The organism is Kouleothrix sp. 19917 (assembly GCF_057073505.1).
The window spans coordinates 3,070,794-3,087,220 of record NZ_CP097099.1; the positions used below are offsets into that span (position 1 = coordinate 3,070,794).

The following is a 16,427-nucleotide window of genomic DNA, read 5'->3' on the forward strand; positions in this document are numbered from 1 at the left end:
AGTTTTGAGTTTTGAGTGTTGAGTTTTGAGTGGCCCCAATTCAAAACTTAGCACTCAAAACTAAGAACTTCCGACGGGAAATCCCAGCTTCCCCGGATTCATAATATTCTGCGGGTCGATCACGCGCTTGATCTCGCCCAGCACCGGCCAGGCCGCGCCATACAGCTCGGGCATCAGGCGGCCAAGTTTCCAGCCGATGCCGTGGTGCTCGTTCAGCACCGCGCCTGCCGCCAGCGACGCGCGCGCTGCCGCCGTCCAGATCTGGTTGTGCAGCCGCAGCGCCTCGCTCGGGTCGGCGGGCGGCTCGTCGATCACAAAACGGTCGTAGACCATCACGCCCCAGGGGAACCAGTGCGAAAAGTGCGCGATGTAGCGCGCATTCCAGGCGGCGTAGTCTTCTTCGATCAGGCGCTTTTTGCTGTGGTACACCGCCGCGATCTTGTCGAAGGTGCAGACCGTTTCGATCGTGCCGTACATCTTTGGCAGCGAGAGTGTGAGCGGCGGGTAGTAGAAATCGTAGCGGTGCTCCCACCAGTGTTCGCCCGGCTCGCGGCCCAGGTCCTGCCCGCTCAGCTCGGCGCAGATCGCCAGCGCCCGCGCTTCCTGCGCCGCCGCGATCTCGGCCCAGCCGTCGAAGCCAATAATGAAACACGCGCCCTGCAATTCCAGCCCCAGCACGCGCTTCAGCATCGAACTGGTCGAGGCTTCGTCGTAGAGGCGCAGCACGCACGGCTGCAAGCGCGCCGTCATGATGCGCCGGCCAGCTTCCAGCGCCGCCGCCAAGTCGGCAAACAGCACCGCACGGAACAAGCGCGCCTCGGGCACGTGCTCAACGCGCATGGTCGCCTCGGTGATCACGCCCAGCGTGCCTTCCGAGCCAACAAACAGCTGCAGCAGGCCCGGCCCGCTGGCATGGTTGGGCACCGGCAGTGTGCGCATGAGCGTGCCGTTGGGCAGCGCCACCTCGGCGGAAAGCACCAGGTCTTCGGCCTTGCCATATTTGGTGGAGATCACGCCCGAACCGCGCGCGGCCAGGTAGCCACCGAGGGTGGCGCAGTTCGCGGAAGACGGGTAGTGCGGCAGCGTCAGGCCGCGCTCGTTCAGCGCCCACTCCAGCGTTGTGCCGATCACGCCGGCCTGCGCGCGCACCGTCAGCGAGCTTTCGTCGATCTGGAGAATTTTGTCGAGCCGCTTGGTGTCGAGCACAATGCCGCCGTAGAGCGGCGCGGCGCCGCCCTGCGAGCCCGAGCCGCCGCCCCATGGCACGACCGGCAGGCGGTGGCGTGCCGCGATCTGCAGCACCGCGCAGACCTCGGCGGGTGTGCCGGGGTGCGCAATGAAATCGGGCAGCGGCGGCTGCTCGCCGCGATCGAGCCACACCTGCGACATCCACGACCAGTCGCCGGTGTAGATCAGGCGGTCGCTGGCGCTCACCGACACAGAGTCGGGGCCAAGCGCGTCGGCCAGCTCGCTATAGATTGCTTCGCGCTGAAACGGGTGCAACACCAAACAAGCCTCGCTGCTTTTTGGCAGCCACATGCGTGGCCTCGCTCCGAGCCGCTGGAACACCGTTGTTACGCTGGCGCGCAGGCAGGGGAACACGCAGTTCGCCGGCCGCGCAGGCACGCCACAAGCTCAGGGTTGTTGGATGAAAGATGGGACGCAGGTTTGGATACAGTGAAGTATCCAGAGTATACTGAAAGAATGGCGAGTCGTCAAGCGGGAAAATTTGCTAGGGTAAGGGTGTGAGCGCGAGCACAGAGATTGTGGTGAAATCCGAGGTTCGGCGAGCAATCGCCGCGCAGCTGGGCAGCTCATGCACGCGCCACAAGCGCTCCCAGTGCCCCGCATACGCCCAGTTTGTTTCGAGGTGCCAGCGGTAGGTTACGGCAAGCGGATAGCCAAGCTGCGGGTCGTAGCGCGCCTCGGCGCTGTATTGCGCATAGCAGACGCACGTAACTTCGGAAGGGTAGCAGCGCCGGGCCTGCCCATTCAGGCCGGCCACCCAGGTAAACAGGTTCGAGACGGTCCAGCTTGGCACGCGCACGCACTGGTTCTCGCGCACTGCCACAATCTGCTCGGCGCTGATCTCAAGGTCTTGCCTGCAATCGCCCGCGCCAGTCGATTCGCGAACGACCAGGCGGTAGTGGGTCATGGCCTGAGCCTGCCAGCGTGCCCGCGCCGCTGCCAGCGCCGTGTTGGCTCCGTGGCGCATGCCGAGCGCGCCCAGGCCCGCGCAAGCGAGCAGCGCGCCCGCGACCAGCCCGGCGAGGATTGCCAACACTACGCGCCGCTGCATGTGCGTTCCTCATGCGTATTTGCCCTCAGTGCGGGCACTATAGCGCGCTGCGCAGGGCATGTCAATGGTGTATCGTCTCTTGGCGACCCTGTCTGGGCGGACCTGTCTGGGCGGACCTGTCTGGGCGGACCTGTCTGGGCGGACCTGTCTGGGCGGACCTGTGTGTCCGCCCCCGCCCCCGCCCCCGCCCCTTTGCGAGGGCTGCGCGCCCTCGCGCTCCGCGGTTAGGGGTCGCCGCCGACCCCTAACAACCCCGCCGTCGGGGCCTTGCCCCGAACCCCTTAAAGAGCGTGATACCAAGTCCAAATGATTGTGTGTCATGCCTCCGTTGTGGATCAAGGCAAGGCATCAGACAAGCAATACGGATTTCGTTAGAAAGCATTCAAACCGGCACCCATTTGTATCGGCAGATGCCAGCGGTGAGCATAACGGAGGCATGAAAACTAAATATCGAGTATGCCAACCACCTAAAATTTGGGATCTGGGGCGCAAGCCCCAGTGCCGGGCGGGTACCCACAAAGTGGGTGGGGCGGCGTAGCCCCTGCGGCCTTGCGGCCCGAGCAAACCGCGCTCTCAGGTCTAGGGTTTGAAGGCAGAAACAGCCACAGCACCAAACCCCAAACCCTATTCCCCAAACCCCACTTTTGCCGAGCGCCGCGCGATGCGCTATACTACACACGTTCTACTTTTCACAGCGTAAAGCCATGCCAAACCTGACACACACGGCGATCGCCGATCAGCCGCTCTTTCAGGAGCGTCTCAAAAATGTGCCGCTCGCGCCCGGCGTCTACATCTGGAAAGACGCAACCGGCCATATTCTCTACGTCGGCAAAAGCAAGGTCCTGCGCGACCGCATGCGCTCCTACTTTGGCGCGCCGCGCGGCCTGAACAGCAAAACCCGCCGCCTTGTCGCGAATATCGCCGACTTCGAGATCATCCTGACCAGCTCGGAGCTGGAAGCGCTGCTGCTTGAAATGAACCTGATCAAGGAGCACCAGCCGAAGTACAACATCCTGCTGAAGGACAACAAGAGCTACCCCTTCATCCGCGTGACGCTGCACGAAGCCTGGCCGCGCATCTTCAGCACCCGCGCCACCCCCGAGGACGGCTCGCGCTACTTCGGGCCCTACTCCAGCGCGGGCGCGGTGCGGCGCGTGCTCAAAGAGCTGAACCGCCTGTTCGCCTTTCGCCCGCCCTACGACTGCAAGGACGACAAGTTCAACCGGCACCGCAAGCTTGGCAAGCCATGTATGTACTACGACATCCACCGCTGCCTGGGGCCGTGCGTGCCCGATCTGGTCGACCGCGCCGAGTACCGCGCCACAATCGAGGCGGTCTGCCGCTTTCTGGAAGGCAAAACCGACCAGATCGTGCGCGATCTGCGCCGCCGCATGGCCAGTGCCGCCGAGAACATGGAATATGAGCGCGCCGGCTACCTTCGCGACCAGATCCGCGACATCGAGCAGATCAGCCAGCGCCAGCAGGTGCTGCGCACGGTCGACACCGACCAGGACGTGATTGCCTTTGCGCGTGAAGCTGGCTCGGCGGTGGTGCAGGTTTTCTACATTCGCGGCGGCAAGCTGATCGGCTCGGAGCCCTTCGCCCTGCAAAACACCGAGGATGAAGACGACCAGCAGCTGCTTTCGTCGTTTCTCACGCAGTTCTACGACACCGCCGCGCAGGTGCCGCCCAACATCCTGCTGGCCGACCATGTCGAGGAGCCGGTGATCATCGAGCAATGGCTGCGCCAGAAAGGCGGCCACAAGGTCGAAATACAGGTGCCGCGCCGGGGCGAAAAGCGCAAGCTGATCGACATGGCCGAGCAGAATGCCCGCCAGAAGCTTGAAGAAATGCGCCTGCAGTGGCTCAACACCGAGCAGAAGGCCGTCGCCAGCCTGAGCGAAATTCGCGATCTGCTGGGCCTGCCCGGCCTGCCCGCGCGCATCGAGTGCTACGACATTTCGAACACGCAGGGCACGAATTCGGTGGGCGCGATGGTGGTGTTCGAGCAGGGCGAGCCGAAGAAAAACCGCTACCGCAAGTTCAGGATCAAAACCGTCGAGGGCGCAAACGATGTCGCGTCGATCCAGGAAGTGCTGCGCCGCCGCTTCAAGCGCGCCGCCGAGGAATCGGGCGAAGTGCTGAGCTCGGAGTTCTCGGTGATGAGTGCGACCACGCCGCCCGAGAACGCCGACGCGACCGACCCCGAGCAGCGCGCCATCGACGAGGCCGAGGCAGTTCGGGACGACGTGGAGACGGTGCAAAACGGGAAACTCAGCGCCACACAAAAATCCGACGACACCTGGGCCGAGTTGCCCGATCTCATTCTGATCGACGGCGGCGTGGGGCAGCTCAATGGCGCAATGGAGGTGCTGCGCGAGCTGCATTTCGATCACATTCCCACCGTGGGCGTGGTGAAAGGCGTGCGGCGCGACCGTTTCGACCTGCTGCAGCCGGGGGCGAGCGAGCTGATTGTGCTGGGCCGCGACAGCGCGGCGCTGCGGCTCATCCAGACCATCGACGAGGAAACCGACCGCTTCGCCAAGCAGTATCACCGCAACCTGCGCACCAAGTCGGCGCTCACATCCACGCTGGAAGAAATCCCCGGCATTGGCCCCAAGCGCCGCCGCGCCCTGCTGAAAGCCTTTGGCTCGCTCGACGGCATTCGCGCCGCGACGATTGAGCAGCTTGCCGCCGTGCCGGGCATGAACCGCAAGAGCGCCGAGGAGCTGAAAGGGCTGCTGTGACGCCGCGCGCCGCCTGGGTGATCATCCCGACGGCAGCGCGGCAGGGCCAGTAGCCCGCTCATTTTTCTGGCTGCTGAATCGTGAATTCTGCTACCAGCAGCGCATCCGGGCCATCGGCCCCACTGGCGGGCGCGGTGGTTTGGAGCGGCAGCCGCTGGCCGCTGGCCGGGTCGTAGCTCCCCACAAAGACCTGGTATTTCCCCGAGGCAATGTCGGCGGGCAGCGGCAGCTCGAGCGGCGCTTCCACTTTTTCCCCGGCGCCCCACTGCGCTGGCGGCAGCAGCGCGTCAAGCGGGAGATCAAACTGCGCCACCGGCCCGCCCGCCCCAATGATATGCACAAACACATTCAGCGGCTGGGCCGGGCGCGCGCGCGTCTGCAAGCCGAGCGACAGCGCCAGCTTGCTCGCGCCACAGGCCGTGTTGGGCGGCAGCAGGCTAAAACCATCGACCGCAAACGCATCGCCAAAGCGCGCCGCCAGTGGTTCGGCCTGTCGGCGCGGCGTCTTGTAGATCCACACATAGTCGATGCCAGCGATGCGCACGGTATGGAGCGGCGCGCAGGCCGGGTAGAATTCGCCAAAGTACAGCCCGCCGGTCTGCACCTGGTAGAGGTAGACCACCAGATAATCGGCGCGATTGGTATCGATCAGTTCCTGCCAGGTGGCGGTGGTGTGCAGGTAGGCTTGAATCGACGGCGGCGACCACGTGCCCACCACGCTCTGCGCAATATCTGGCTGCGCATTCAGCCAGTCGGCGGCGAGATCGAGCCCTTCGCCCCAGCCAATCGGCACGGCCCTGACGGCGCCGGCGCTGCCGCCAATCAGCGGGCTATAGTAGGCGAGATAATACGGGTGGACCAGCAGCAGCGTGGTGGCCGCCATCAGCGCCAGCAGCAGCACGCCACCCCGCCGCAGAAGCCCGGGCATCAGCCCGCCCAGCCAGGCAAGCCCGCAGGCCGCCAGCACCAGCAGCAGCGGAATCGCCGGCAGCGCATAGCGGTCGAACTTCTTGGGCGCGGCGCTCAGCACGCCAACCACAAACAGCGCAGCAAAAGCGACAAGCAGGAGCGCCGCGCCACGCCCGCGCAGCCATTCCCAGCGCCGCGCCAGCGCCACCAGCAGCGCCAGCACGCCCAGCGCCGCCCAGGGCGTGGTGCGCGCCAGCAGCGTCACCGGGTAGAACAGCGCGCCGGGGTCGTGGTCGGGGCTGCCGAGCAGGAAGTTGTGCGGGTGCTCGGTGCCGCCGTTCACAACCATCTCATTGACGACGCTGGTGATCGCGCTTTTGGGCGCAACCCACAGCGCCGGCCAGGCCAGAAACGCTGCCAGCAGCGCCACGCCAAGCCACAGCAGCCCGGCCAGAAAAAACGACCGCAGCGTGCCCGGCGCGCGGCGGCGGAGCCACGCCCACACCAGCAGCACCAGGCCGCAGCAGGGCAGCAGCAGCAGGCCCGGCGCCTTTGTCACCAGCGCCAGGCCGGTCGCCACGCCGGCCAGCGCCAGCGCCCGCCGCCCCGGCTGCACGCGCGCCCCGGTTTGGTCAAAGCAGGCCGCCAGCATGCCCAGCAGCGCAACAAGCATCAGGGCCGTCAGCACGCCATCAACATGCAGCAGGCGCGTGTGCGCCACCAGAAACGGGTCGCTCGCCCACAAGAGCGCCGCCAGCAGCGCCACGCCAGCGCCCAGCACGCGGCGCAGCAGCACAAAGCCGCCCGCAATCGCCAGCGACGCCGCGCAGGCCACTGGCAGACGCAGCAGCGCCAGATGCGTGGGCGGCGTGGCGCTGCCGATGACGCCCAGCGCCTGAAGCGCGCGCTCCAGCAGGATGCCGAGGCTGCCCAGCCACATCGTCGTCACGCCCGGGTGGCCGGTAATAATGGTGTCGGCGAAGTCGCCGCTTGTGAGGGCTTGCAGAAAGGTTGCGCTGCGGTTCTGCCAGAAATACGCTTCATCGACCGTCAGCGGGCGATCGAGCGTAAACACGCGCGGCAGCAAGGCAGCAACGAGCACCAGCAGAAACAGCGCCGGGGTCGTGAGCACCAGGGTGCGGGCGCGGCGCAGCGGCAGACTTATCGACATAGCAGGGCCGCGCCTTCGGGGCGCACTACTGCGCCGCCGGCCACGAGTCGTGGCTGGGCACGTAGTCGTCGTTATTGAACCAGCGGAAGAACACCACCGTCAGCACCCCCAGAAACACCAGCGCGCCCGGGATCCACATGATTAAGCCGGCCATCTGCTGATCGAGCTCGGCCGAAATGCCCCACACGCGCGGCGCGCGCCGGTAGGTTGGGTAGAGTACCCAGCTCGCAAAGGTGATCAGCGCGCCCAGGATCGTCGGCGGCAGCGATTCGAGAAACAGGTACAGGCACTGCGCCGGGTCGGGCAGGCGCGGCAGCTCATTCATCGGGCTGAAGATCGGCCACCACGTCAGCGCCGCCGTGCTGAAGAAGAGCGCGTGCTCAAGCACATGGATCGGCACGCTGCGCAGCGTTGCCTCGTAGTAGGCTGGCGTGTGCCAGATCGCAAAGACGATGTTGTAGCTCAGGAAGGCAAACACCGGGTTGGTGATGAACCGCCCGATTGGCAAGGCCAGCGGCAGCCGCAGCAGCGGGCGAAACAGCCAGCGCGGTGTGCCCAGCAGCAGCAGCGGCGGCGCAATCAGCGTCATCAGGAGGTGCTGAACCATATGTGCCGACAGCAGGTAGCCGTCGCCCAGCGTCTCGATTGGCGAGCACAGGGCAATAAACAGCACCAGCGAGCCAAGCAGAAAGGTCTGCACGCGCGCCGGCGACACTGGCTCGGAGCCAGGAAAATACTTCCGCAGCGGCCCAACACACGCCAGGTAGGCACCAGCCTGCAAGGCCAGCCCAATCAGGATGGTTGGGTCCCAATTCCATGCGAACATACGGGTAACTCCCGAAAAGGGAAAAAGGTGACACAGCCAGCGCCGAAACGCCGCCACGCCACCTTTCCGCCATATCAACCCACGCCAGGCTAGCCGCCAATGCCGACATGCCCGCTAAACAGCAGGTGCATGGCAAGAAACATCGAAACTGCCAGGATCAGCGGGGCAATAAACAGGAACTTGAACACATTCGCGTCGCCGCGCAGGTGCATAAAGAACATGACCACGGCCGCGCCCTTCACCACCATCATGACCATCAGGATGGCCAGCAGCGCGATCGCGGGCATTGGCACAAACGTCACCAGCACTTCCGCGACCGTAATCACCGCCAGCGCCGCGCCGACGATCAGGTAGAAGCGTGGCGCGTGTTCTTCGGTATGGTTCTCAGCCATTGCGATACGCTCCTTACAGATGGAAATGGAAGAATAGCATCTCGGCGGCCGGCGCAAAATCGGGCATCAGGTAGATGATCGTGAAAATACCCACCCACACCAGGTCGACGAAGTGCCAGTACAGGCCGGCCAGCTCGATATCCATCACGTTCTCGGACGAGCTGGGGTAGGCGCGCACCTTGAAGTAGGTTGCCAGCAGCCAGATCACGCCAATCGCCACGTGGGTGCCGTGAAAGCCCGTGAGGATGAAGAAGGTTTCGCCGAACATGCTGGTAGACATTGTAATGCCTTCGCCCGCGATCAGCTCCGTGAACTCGAAGGCCTGGCCGCCCAGAAAGCACAGCCCCAGCACAACGGTCGAAAGCATCCAGATCGTGAACTGCCGCCGGTCGCCACGGCGCGAAGCCGCCAGCGCCAGCACCATTGTCACCGAGCTAGCCAGCAGGATGGCGGCCAGCACGCTGGTGACGCCAATGCCCAGCACTTCTTTCGGGTCGGGGCCGCCATTGGCCAGGTTGCGCGGCTTGTAGATCAGGTACACCGTAATCAGCGCCGCGAAGAACATTACTTCCGAGCCGATAAAGGCCCAGACGCCGAGCTTGCGGCTATCGACGTGCATCGAGGTTGCGTGCGCGCCGTGCGCTTCGTGGGCGCCATGCCCGGCCGACGCGTGCCCCGGTGCTGTGGAAACTTGGCTCATGCGTAGCTCCTCTTTCAGAAAGAACCTCGGAACCAGAAACCAGGAGCCGCCTGTCTGACGCAAGCAGTTTCCCGGTTCCTGGTTCTAGTCAAGCTAGTGCAGCGCGTCGGCGTGCGAGTCTTTCACCCAGCGGAAAATGCCAACCGCAATAATCGCAATGCCGATCAGCGCCAGGAACGGCACCGGCACATCTTCCGACACAAAGCGATACAGCGCGCCAAAGCCGGCTACCATCACGCCAAACGAGACAATCATTGGCGCAAGCGTTGGCGATGGCATGTGGATGAATGGCTCGTCGGCGGCTTCGGGGTGGCGCGCGCGCTCACGCTCGATCATTTCGCCGCGCTTAACCGCGTGCGTGCCCGGCTCGTGCGCCATTTCCAGCTCGGGGTATTTGGTATCCCACAGCGGGCGGCGGCTGTACACGGTCGGGATCTTGTCGAAGTTGTGGGCCGGCGGCGGCGAGCTTGGCGTGCCCCACTCCAGCGTCGCCGCGTCCCACGGGTCGAGCGGGGCCGGCGCGCCATTGCGGATGCTGGTCAGCATGTTCCAGATGAACAGCAGGATCGAGAGCGCCAGCGCAAAGGCGCCAATCGTCTCAATCAGGTTCCAGATATCCCAGCCCATGCCCGGCTCGTAGGTGTAGTAGCGGCGGGGCATGCCTTCAATGCCGACGATGTGCATCGGGAAGAAGGTCACATTGAACGAGATCAGCATGAACCAGAACTGAAGCTTGCCCAGGCCTTCGTTATACATGCGGCCGGTCATCTTCGGGAACCAGTAGTAGAAGCCAGCAAAGAGCGCGAAAATGCTGCCGCCAAACAGCACATAGTGGATGTGCGCCACCACATAGTAGGTGTCGGTCTGCTGCGAGTCGAGCACCGGCGAGCCGAGCGTAATGCCCGAAATGCCGCCGATGATAAACATCGCCACAAAGCCCACCGCGAAGTACAGTGGCGTTTTCAGGCGGATGTTGCCGAGGTAGAGCGTGGCGATCCAGTTAAAAATCTTCACGCCGGTCGGCACGCCAATCAGGAAGCTGCCAGCCGAGAAGAAGCCATTGACCAGCGGGCCCATGCCGGTGGCGAACATATGGTGCGCCCACACGGTGAAGCCCAGGAAGCCAATCGCCACCGTCGAGTAGGCGATGAATGCATAGCCAAAGATCGGCTTGCGCGAGAAAGTCGGCAGGATCTCCGAGATGATGCCCATCGCGGGCAGGATCATGATGTACACCTCGGGGTGGCCGAAGAACCAGAACAGGTGCTGCCACAGCAGCGGGTCGCCGCCGCCGCCCGGGTTGAAGAAGTTGGTGCCAAACTGGCGGTCGAAGAACAGCATCACCTGCGCCACCGTCAGGCTCGGGAAGGCGAAGATGATCAGAAACGACGTGACCAGGTTGGTCCACACAAACAGCGGCATGCGGTTAAACGACATACCCGGCGCGCGCAGGTTCAGCGTCGTGACAATAAAGTTCAGCGCGCCAGCAATCGACGCCACGCCGGTGATGCCCAGGCCCAGCACCCAGTAGTCCATGCCGGTGGTGGGCGAGTAGGCTTTGCCGCTCAGCGGGGCATAGGCGAACCAGCCCGCGCCGGGCGCGCCGCCGGTGATGAAGCTGGCGTACAGCATCAGGCCGCCAAAGATGAACAGCCAGATACTCAGCGCGTTCAGGCGCGGGTAGGCCATATCGCGCGCGCCAATCATCAGCGGCACAAAGTAGTTACCAAAGCCCACCAGCATCGGCATGATCGCCAGGAACACCATTGTGGTGGCGTGCATGGTGAAGATCTGGTTGTACACATCGGGTGAAAGGATGGTATTGTTCGGCGCGCCCAGCTGCAAGCGGATCAGCAGCGCCTCGATGCCGCCAATCACGAAGAAGAAGAACGCCGAGATCAGGTACATAATCCCGATCTTCTTATGGTCGACCGTGGTGAGCCACGAAAGCCAGCCACCTGGGTCGGCCTTGGTTTGCTGAATGCGCACCGGCGAGACGGAACGCTCGAGTGTTGCCATTGCTGCCTCCAGATAACTAGCGCTCGGCGGGCTTCTCGATCGACACTGTCTGGCTCTCAAGGAACGCGACAATATCGGCGATGTCCTGGTCGGAAACGGTGCCAGGCTTGATCACAGTGCTCATGATGTTGCCGGGCTTGACGGCACCGGGGTTGTGGATCCAGCGCGAAAGGTTCTCGGGCGTGTTCGGCAGCGCGCCGGCCCCGATCGTCTCACGGCTGCCAAAGTAGGTCAGGTTCGGGCCGGTAACGCCAACCGCCTCTTTGTAGCCGCTAATCGCGTGGCAGGTGATACACAGGTTTTTGGCGTTCAGGAAGGCCTTCTCGCCGCGCGCCGGGTCGCCCGGGCCAAGCCGTGCCGGGTCGGCTGCCGCCGCCTGGAAGCTGGGGCCAACCGGCTGCTGATGCTGCTGCACCCAGCTATCGAAGACTTCCTGTGGCACGGCGATCACGCGGAAGCGCATGACGGCGTGCTCTTCGCCACAAAACTCGGCGCACAGGCCGCGGTAGATCCCGGGCTCCAGCGGCGTGAACGAGATGTAGTTGATATTGTTTGCGCCGGGAATGGCATCGGTTTTGCCCGAGAGCCGCGGCACCCACGGATCGTGGATAACATCAACACTGGTCATCTTGAACTGCACCGGCTTGCCAACTGGGATGTACACATCGTTGGCTGTGACAATCTTTTTGTCTTCGTACTGGAATTCCCACCACCACTGATGGCCCACCACTTTGATCTGCATCGCGTCGGCTGGCTGCGTTGCATTCACGGCCTGCGTGCGGAAGCTCAGCACCGCAATAACCAGCAGAATCAGCGCCGGCGCGATTGTCCACATGATCTCAATGCGGGTGTTGCCATGGATCTGCGCCGGGATGGGGTCGTTCTCCGAACGCTGCCGGAAGCGAAACACGGAGTAGATCAGAATGCTTTCCACCACGACAAATACGCCTAGTGCTGCCCAGAATACTGGGATCATCAGGTCGTAGACGCGCTGCGCATAATCACCATTCGGGTGCAGCGTGGTTGCGGGAAGCACCTGGCCGCAGCTCGAAAGAAGCAACGCTGCGCCAGCCAGGGATAGGGTTGCTACCACAGGCAGTCTGAAAGAAGGACGACGTGCCCGCATGGGACCTCCTGCTAGTGGCGAACAAGACCGGGGACAGACATCCATCGTCGCAAGGCCTGGGCTGCGGTGCGGCGCTTGGGCATGTGCGCGATGAGTACCTGGGCCAGGTATCATTCGCTATGAGCGGACTCCAGAAATTAAGTGAAAATTTGCACACGCTGATTATACATAAATAGCTCGATTCGTCAACGTCATTGCCAGCGTTCCAGAGCCTCAGCGCGTGTCTTTCCACGGCCCCTGGCAATCACGTATTCGGGCTATTTTCCACGCTCACTCGCGCCGCCCGCCGCCTCGCTTCGCACCACACTGTTCGGCGGTGGGGCGGTTGCGCGTTCGAGTTCGTTCAGCCACATCAGGGCTTCCACCCGGTTCCAGCCGCACATGTCGCGGCTTGGCCGCAGGCTGGCGCACACATCCGGGCGCTCGGGATGCCCAAACAGTTTGCAGCGGTTGTCGTCGGTGAGCTGGGCGCAGCGCACGCCGGCTGGCTTGCCATTCGTCATGCCCGGGATGGGCGATGAGATCGACGGCGCGATGCAGCACGCGCCACAGCCAGCCCGGCACTCCAGCCCTTCCTCATGCGTCACAGCGCCTCCCACCGTGCGAGGCCAGCCGCGCGGCGCAGCCGCCCAAAGCCAGCAATATGGCTTGCCAGAAGAATGTCATCGCCGTTTGGGTCGGCGGCACCGAGCGCGGCGCGGCTGCTGGCGCTTGCCACCGGGTCGGCCCAGCGCACCAGCCACTCGGGGCGCGCAACTTCCACTTCATGATGGTACAGGTCGCCAATCGCCATGCAGCGCTGCCCGGCCATTTCCACCCGCACGGCCAGGTGCCCGGGCGTTTCGCCCGGCAGCGGCAGCACCTCGATACCCGCCACCAGCGTGCGCGGCCCGTCCACCAGCTCAATCAGGCCAGCGCGCCAGAGTGGGCCAAGCACGCGCGCCGCCGCAGTGCCGGGCGTTGCCAGCATGTGCCGCGCCGCGTCCCAATCGGCCCGGCCAATGATGTGCCGCGCGCGTGGGAAGCATGGCAGCATTTCGCCCTGAACGTCGTGCGCCAGGCCGATGTAGTGGTCGGTGTGCAGGTGCGTCACCACCACATAGTCAACCGCCTCGGGCGCAATTCCCAGCGCGGCCAGCTGCTCCCGCGCATTGGGCGGCGGCTGGTAGTCGGGCGGCACCGTCTCGAATGCGGGCAGCGCCACCGGGTCGCAGGCATCCACCAGCACGGTCGCGCCCGGCGCAACCACCAGCATCGACTGCGCGGGCACCGCGACCAGCTGCGCGAACAGTGGCGCGTCAGCGCCGCGCTGGGCGGGCGGCACGCGCAGCCAGTCGGCCAGGTCGGCCATGAGCGTGCCGAGGTTTAGCGCATACACACGCGCTGCGCCAAGTGTGATGCTGTGCGTCGTCATGCTTGCCCGCGCTCTAATGCGGCGGCAATCGCGCGCTCGGTGTCGAGCTGCGACCCCGGCCCGCCCAGCCACGCCAGAAATTCGATGTTGCCAGCCGGCCCGGTGATCGGCGAGCGCACCAGGCCGTGCGGCACGAGCCCGATCTGCGCGCTGAAGCCCAACACCTCGCGGAGCACCGCCGTGTGCGCCGCCGGGTCGCGCACCACGCCGCCCTTGCCCACCTGCTCCGCGCCGGCCTCGAACTGCGGCTTGATCAGCGCCACCACCCACGCGCCCGGCGCGATCAGGCGCTGCACCGCCGGCAGCACCAGGCGCAGCGAGATGAACGAGACGTCGATGGTTGCGCAGGCGGCGAGAATAGGGTTTGGGGGTTGGGGGTTGGGGGTTGGGGCGGCAGTTCCATCCCCCCTCTCCTGTTCCTCATCCCCTGGCAACGATTCCAGGTAGCGAATATTTGTGCGCTCGATCACCACCACCCGCGCGTCCTGCCGCAGCCGCCAGTCGATAATGCCATAGCCCACATCGACCGCGTACACACGCGCCGCGCCGCGCTGCAGAAGCACGCTGGTGAAGCCACCCGTCGACGCGCCCACATCCATTGCAACCAGTCCTGCCGGATCGAGCGCAAAGGCGTCGAGCGCGTGGGCGAGCTTGTAGCCGCCCCGGCTGGCGTAGGGCAGCGCGGCGGCCAGCTCGATCTCGGCGTCGTCGGGCACAAGCTCGCCCGCTTTGGTATGGGCCGCGCCGCCAATACGCACCGATCCCGCCAGGATCAGCGCCTGGGCTTTGTTGCGTGTTTCGGCCATGCCGCGCTGCACCAGCAGCTGATCGAGCCGGGTTTTGTGTTTCGCCATAATGAAATAAACCAAAGCCATGTCAACGCTGGAATGGGAAGCGAGATATATCCGCAGATTACGCAGATTACACAGATATATAGGTCTCCCTTCTGCGTAATCTGCGTCATCTGTGGATGGATTTTGGGACTTTGACCTAGCCCTGGAAATAAGTTGCCTTGCAAGCGCACATCCAGGGTAGCAGGACCGAGTTACAAACGAGTGGCGCCGGCGGCTAGCCTTCCAGCCGCGCCACTTCGGCTTCGAGCGCGCTGATGTAGGAAATGAGCCAGGCCGGCTGGCCGGCCGCGTCGCTGCGGGCGCGCAATCGCGCCAGCTCGGCCCGGCGGCGCTGCAATTCGGCGCTGGTGTCGGGCGCGGGCGCAGATGGAACGGCAATGTCCTGTGCTTCGAGGTAGTCGGCCACAATTTCCGACAGCAGATCGACCAGATCGACGTCGCGCTCGTGCACCAGCGTTTCCAGCCGGGCGCGCTGCTCGGCCGTGAGCAGAAGGCGCGTTGTGATGCTGAACAGCCCATCGTGCTCGGTCATATCGCCTCCGGCGAGTGTTAAGTTTTGAATGTTGAGTGCTTAGTTATGAATGATCCTAACTCAGCATGTAGCACTCAAAACGCAACCCTGTTATTCCACCACGCGGCTCGCGCGCAGTTCGGCGATGGCGGTTTCGTCGTAGCCCAGCTCATGCAAAATTGCGTCAGTGTGCTCGCCCAGGCGCGGCGGCGGCAGGCGCACTTCGGGCGGCGTGGCCGAAAGATGATACGGAGGGCCAACCACTTTGATCGCGCCCGCACTGGGATGATCCAGTTCGCGCACAATGCCAATCGCGTCGGTTTGCGGGTCGGTGAAGGCGGTATGCAGATCGCGCACCGCGCCGCAGGGCACGCCAGCCTCGTTTAGCAGCGACTCGATCTCGGCGATTGGGTGGCGCGCAAATGCCTCGGCCAGGATGTCGTTCAGGGCATCGCGATGGGCCAGCCGGTCGGGGTTACGCGCAAAGCGCGGGTCCTCGCGCAGGTGTTCCATCCCGAGCGCCGCGCAGAAGCGCCGCCACAGGTCTTCGGTGCCGACCGCCAGGTTGAAAAAGGCGTCGGCGGCGCGGTACAGCCCGTAGGGCACAATCGTTGGGTGCATGTTGCCGCTGGTGCCGGGTGCCTCGCCAGTGGCGAAGTAGCGCCCGGCCTGGTAGGTCATCATCGCCAGCTGCCCTTCGAGCAGCGAGGTGTCGACGCGTTGGCCCACGCCGGCGCGCTCGCGGTGGTAGAGCGCGACCTGCACGGCGTAGGCGGCAAACATGCCGGCCATGATGTCGGCGATGGCGATGCCCACGCGCATTGGCTCGCCGCCAGCCGCGCCGGTCATGCTCATGATCCCGCCCATGCCCTGCAAGATCTGGTCGTAGGCGGCGCGTTCGCGCTCGGGGCCAGTTTGCCCAAACCCTGAGATCGAACAGTAGATTAGGTTGGGCGCAAGCGCGGCGCAGGCTTCGTAGCTAAAGCCCAGGCGGTCGAGCGTGCCGGGCACAAAATTTTCCAGCAACACATCGCTGCCGGCCACCAGCCGGCGCAGCACCTCGGCGCCGCGCGCGTCGCGCAGATTGAGCGCAATACTGCGCTTGTTGCGATTGACGCTCAGGAAGTAGCTGCTCTCGCCGCCCTGGAACGGCGGCCCCCACGCGCGCGCATTATCGCCCACGCCGGGCTGCTCGACTTTCACAATGTCGGCGCCCATGTCGCCAAGCATCTGCGCGCAGAATGGGCCGGCCAGGGCACGCGTCAGGTCGAGCACGCGCAGGCCGTCGAGAGGCGGGGTCATGGGCGGTCCTTTGCACTACGGGCGGTTTCGTGGCGGGTATTATAGCAGGAGTCAGCAGCCAGGAGTCAGGAGTCAGGGGTTGGGGGTCAGGGGCGAGAAGCAAACAATACAAACGTCCGGGCCGATACACGTTCGACCCGGACGGCGCTGCAACCGT

General features: G+C 64.4%; 14 protein-coding genes. 1 reads left to right on the plus strand and 13 read right to left on the minus strand.

Features of this window, described 5'->3' with window-relative positions:
* Nucleotides 1–60 precede the first annotated feature (60 nt).
* Together M1P90_RS12540 and M1P90_RS12545 are read right to left on the minus strand one after the other, a co-directional pair.
* Nucleotides 61–1,539 carry an FAD-binding oxidoreductase gene (locus tag M1P90_RS12540; RefSeq protein ID WP_483702995.1) on the minus strand — a complete coding sequence of 493 codons (1,479 nt, stop codon included), beginning with the start codon at nt 1,537–1,539 and terminating at the stop codon, nt 61–63.
* Nucleotides 1,540–1,732: 193 nt separating this feature from the next.
* Nucleotides 1,733–2,299 carry a hypothetical protein gene (locus M1P90_RS12545; RefSeq protein ID WP_483702996.1) on the minus strand — a complete coding sequence of 189 codons (567 nt, stop codon included), beginning with the start codon at nt 2,297–2,299 and terminating at the stop codon, nt 1,733–1,735.
* A gap of 704 nt (nt 2,300–3,003) precedes the next feature.
* On the opposite strand from M1P90_RS12545, the gene uvrC reads away from it, so the two are divergent.
* Entirely contained in the window at nt 3,004–5,046 is a 2,043-nt protein-coding gene (uvrC, locus tag M1P90_RS12550) for an excinuclease ABC subunit UvrC (protein WP_483702997.1), read from the plus strand.
* 58 nt (nt 5,047–5,104) lie between these two features.
* On the opposite strand, the gene M1P90_RS12555 is transcribed toward uvrC, so the two are convergent.
* The 11 genes from M1P90_RS12555 to M1P90_RS12605 all read right to left on the minus strand — a co-directional run bounded on the left by M1P90_RS12555 (nt 5,105) and on the right by M1P90_RS12605 (nt 16,270).
* Complete coding sequence (locus M1P90_RS12555; protein ID WP_483702998.1) at nt 5,105–7,126, minus strand: glycosyltransferase family 39 protein; 2,022 nt, start codon at nt 7,124–7,126, stop codon at nt 5,105–5,107.
* A gap of 25 nt (nt 7,127–7,151) precedes the next feature.
* A complete protein-coding gene (locus M1P90_RS12560; protein WP_483702999.1) occupies nt 7,152–7,952 on the minus strand; it encodes a cytochrome c oxidase assembly protein in 801 nt (266 codons plus the stop codon).
* An 89-nt stretch (nt 7,953–8,041) separates the two neighbouring features.
* The gene (locus M1P90_RS12565; RefSeq protein WP_483703000.1) at nt 8,042–8,344 is read right to left on the minus strand and encodes a cytochrome C oxidase subunit IV family protein; all 303 of its coding nucleotides are present in this window, start codon (nt 8,342–8,344) and stop codon (nt 8,042–8,044) included.
* Between the two features lie 13 nt (nt 8,345–8,357).
* Entirely contained in the window at nt 8,358–9,044 is a 687-nt protein-coding gene (locus M1P90_RS12570; protein ID WP_483703001.1) for a cytochrome c oxidase subunit 3, read from the minus strand.
* Nucleotides 9,045–9,137: 93 nt separating this feature from the next.
* The gene (gene ctaD, locus M1P90_RS12575; protein WP_483703002.1) at nt 9,138–11,063 is read right to left on the minus strand and encodes a cytochrome c oxidase subunit I; all 1,926 of its coding nucleotides are present in this window, start codon (nt 11,061–11,063) and stop codon (nt 9,138–9,140) included.
* A 16-nt stretch (nt 11,064–11,079) separates the two neighbouring features.
* Complete coding sequence (gene coxB, locus M1P90_RS12580; protein WP_483703003.1) at nt 11,080–12,099, minus strand: cytochrome c oxidase subunit II; 1,020 nt, start codon at nt 12,097–12,099, stop codon at nt 11,080–11,082.
* A 347-nt stretch (nt 12,100–12,446) separates the two neighbouring features.
* On the minus strand, nt 12,447–12,776 hold the full coding sequence (locus tag M1P90_RS12585) for a YkgJ family cysteine cluster protein (RefSeq protein ID WP_483703004.1): 330 nt from the start codon (nt 12,774–12,776) through the stop codon (nt 12,447–12,449).
* Entirely contained in the window at nt 12,773–13,603 is an 831-nt protein-coding gene (locus M1P90_RS12590) for an MBL fold metallo-hydrolase (RefSeq protein ID WP_483703005.1), read from the minus strand. The genes M1P90_RS12585 and M1P90_RS12590 overlap by 4 nt, the downstream gene beginning before the upstream one ends.
* The gene (locus M1P90_RS12595; protein WP_483703006.1) at nt 13,600–14,457 is read right to left on the minus strand and encodes a TlyA family RNA methyltransferase; all 858 of its coding nucleotides are present in this window, start codon (nt 14,455–14,457) and stop codon (nt 13,600–13,602) included. Before M1P90_RS12595 ends, M1P90_RS12590 begins: the two co-directional genes overlap by 4 nt.
* Nucleotides 14,458–14,671: 214 nt before the next feature.
* On the minus strand, nt 14,672–14,989 hold the full coding sequence (locus M1P90_RS12600) for a hypothetical protein (protein ID WP_483703007.1): 318 nt from the start codon (nt 14,987–14,989) through the stop codon (nt 14,672–14,674).
* Between the two features lie 90 nt (nt 14,990–15,079).
* Nucleotides 15,080–16,270 carry a CaiB/BaiF CoA transferase family protein gene (locus M1P90_RS12605; RefSeq protein ID WP_483703008.1) on the minus strand — a complete coding sequence of 397 codons (1,191 nt, stop codon included), beginning with the start codon at nt 16,268–16,270 and terminating at the stop codon, nt 15,080–15,082.
* Nucleotides 16,271–16,427 lie beyond the last annotated feature (157 nt).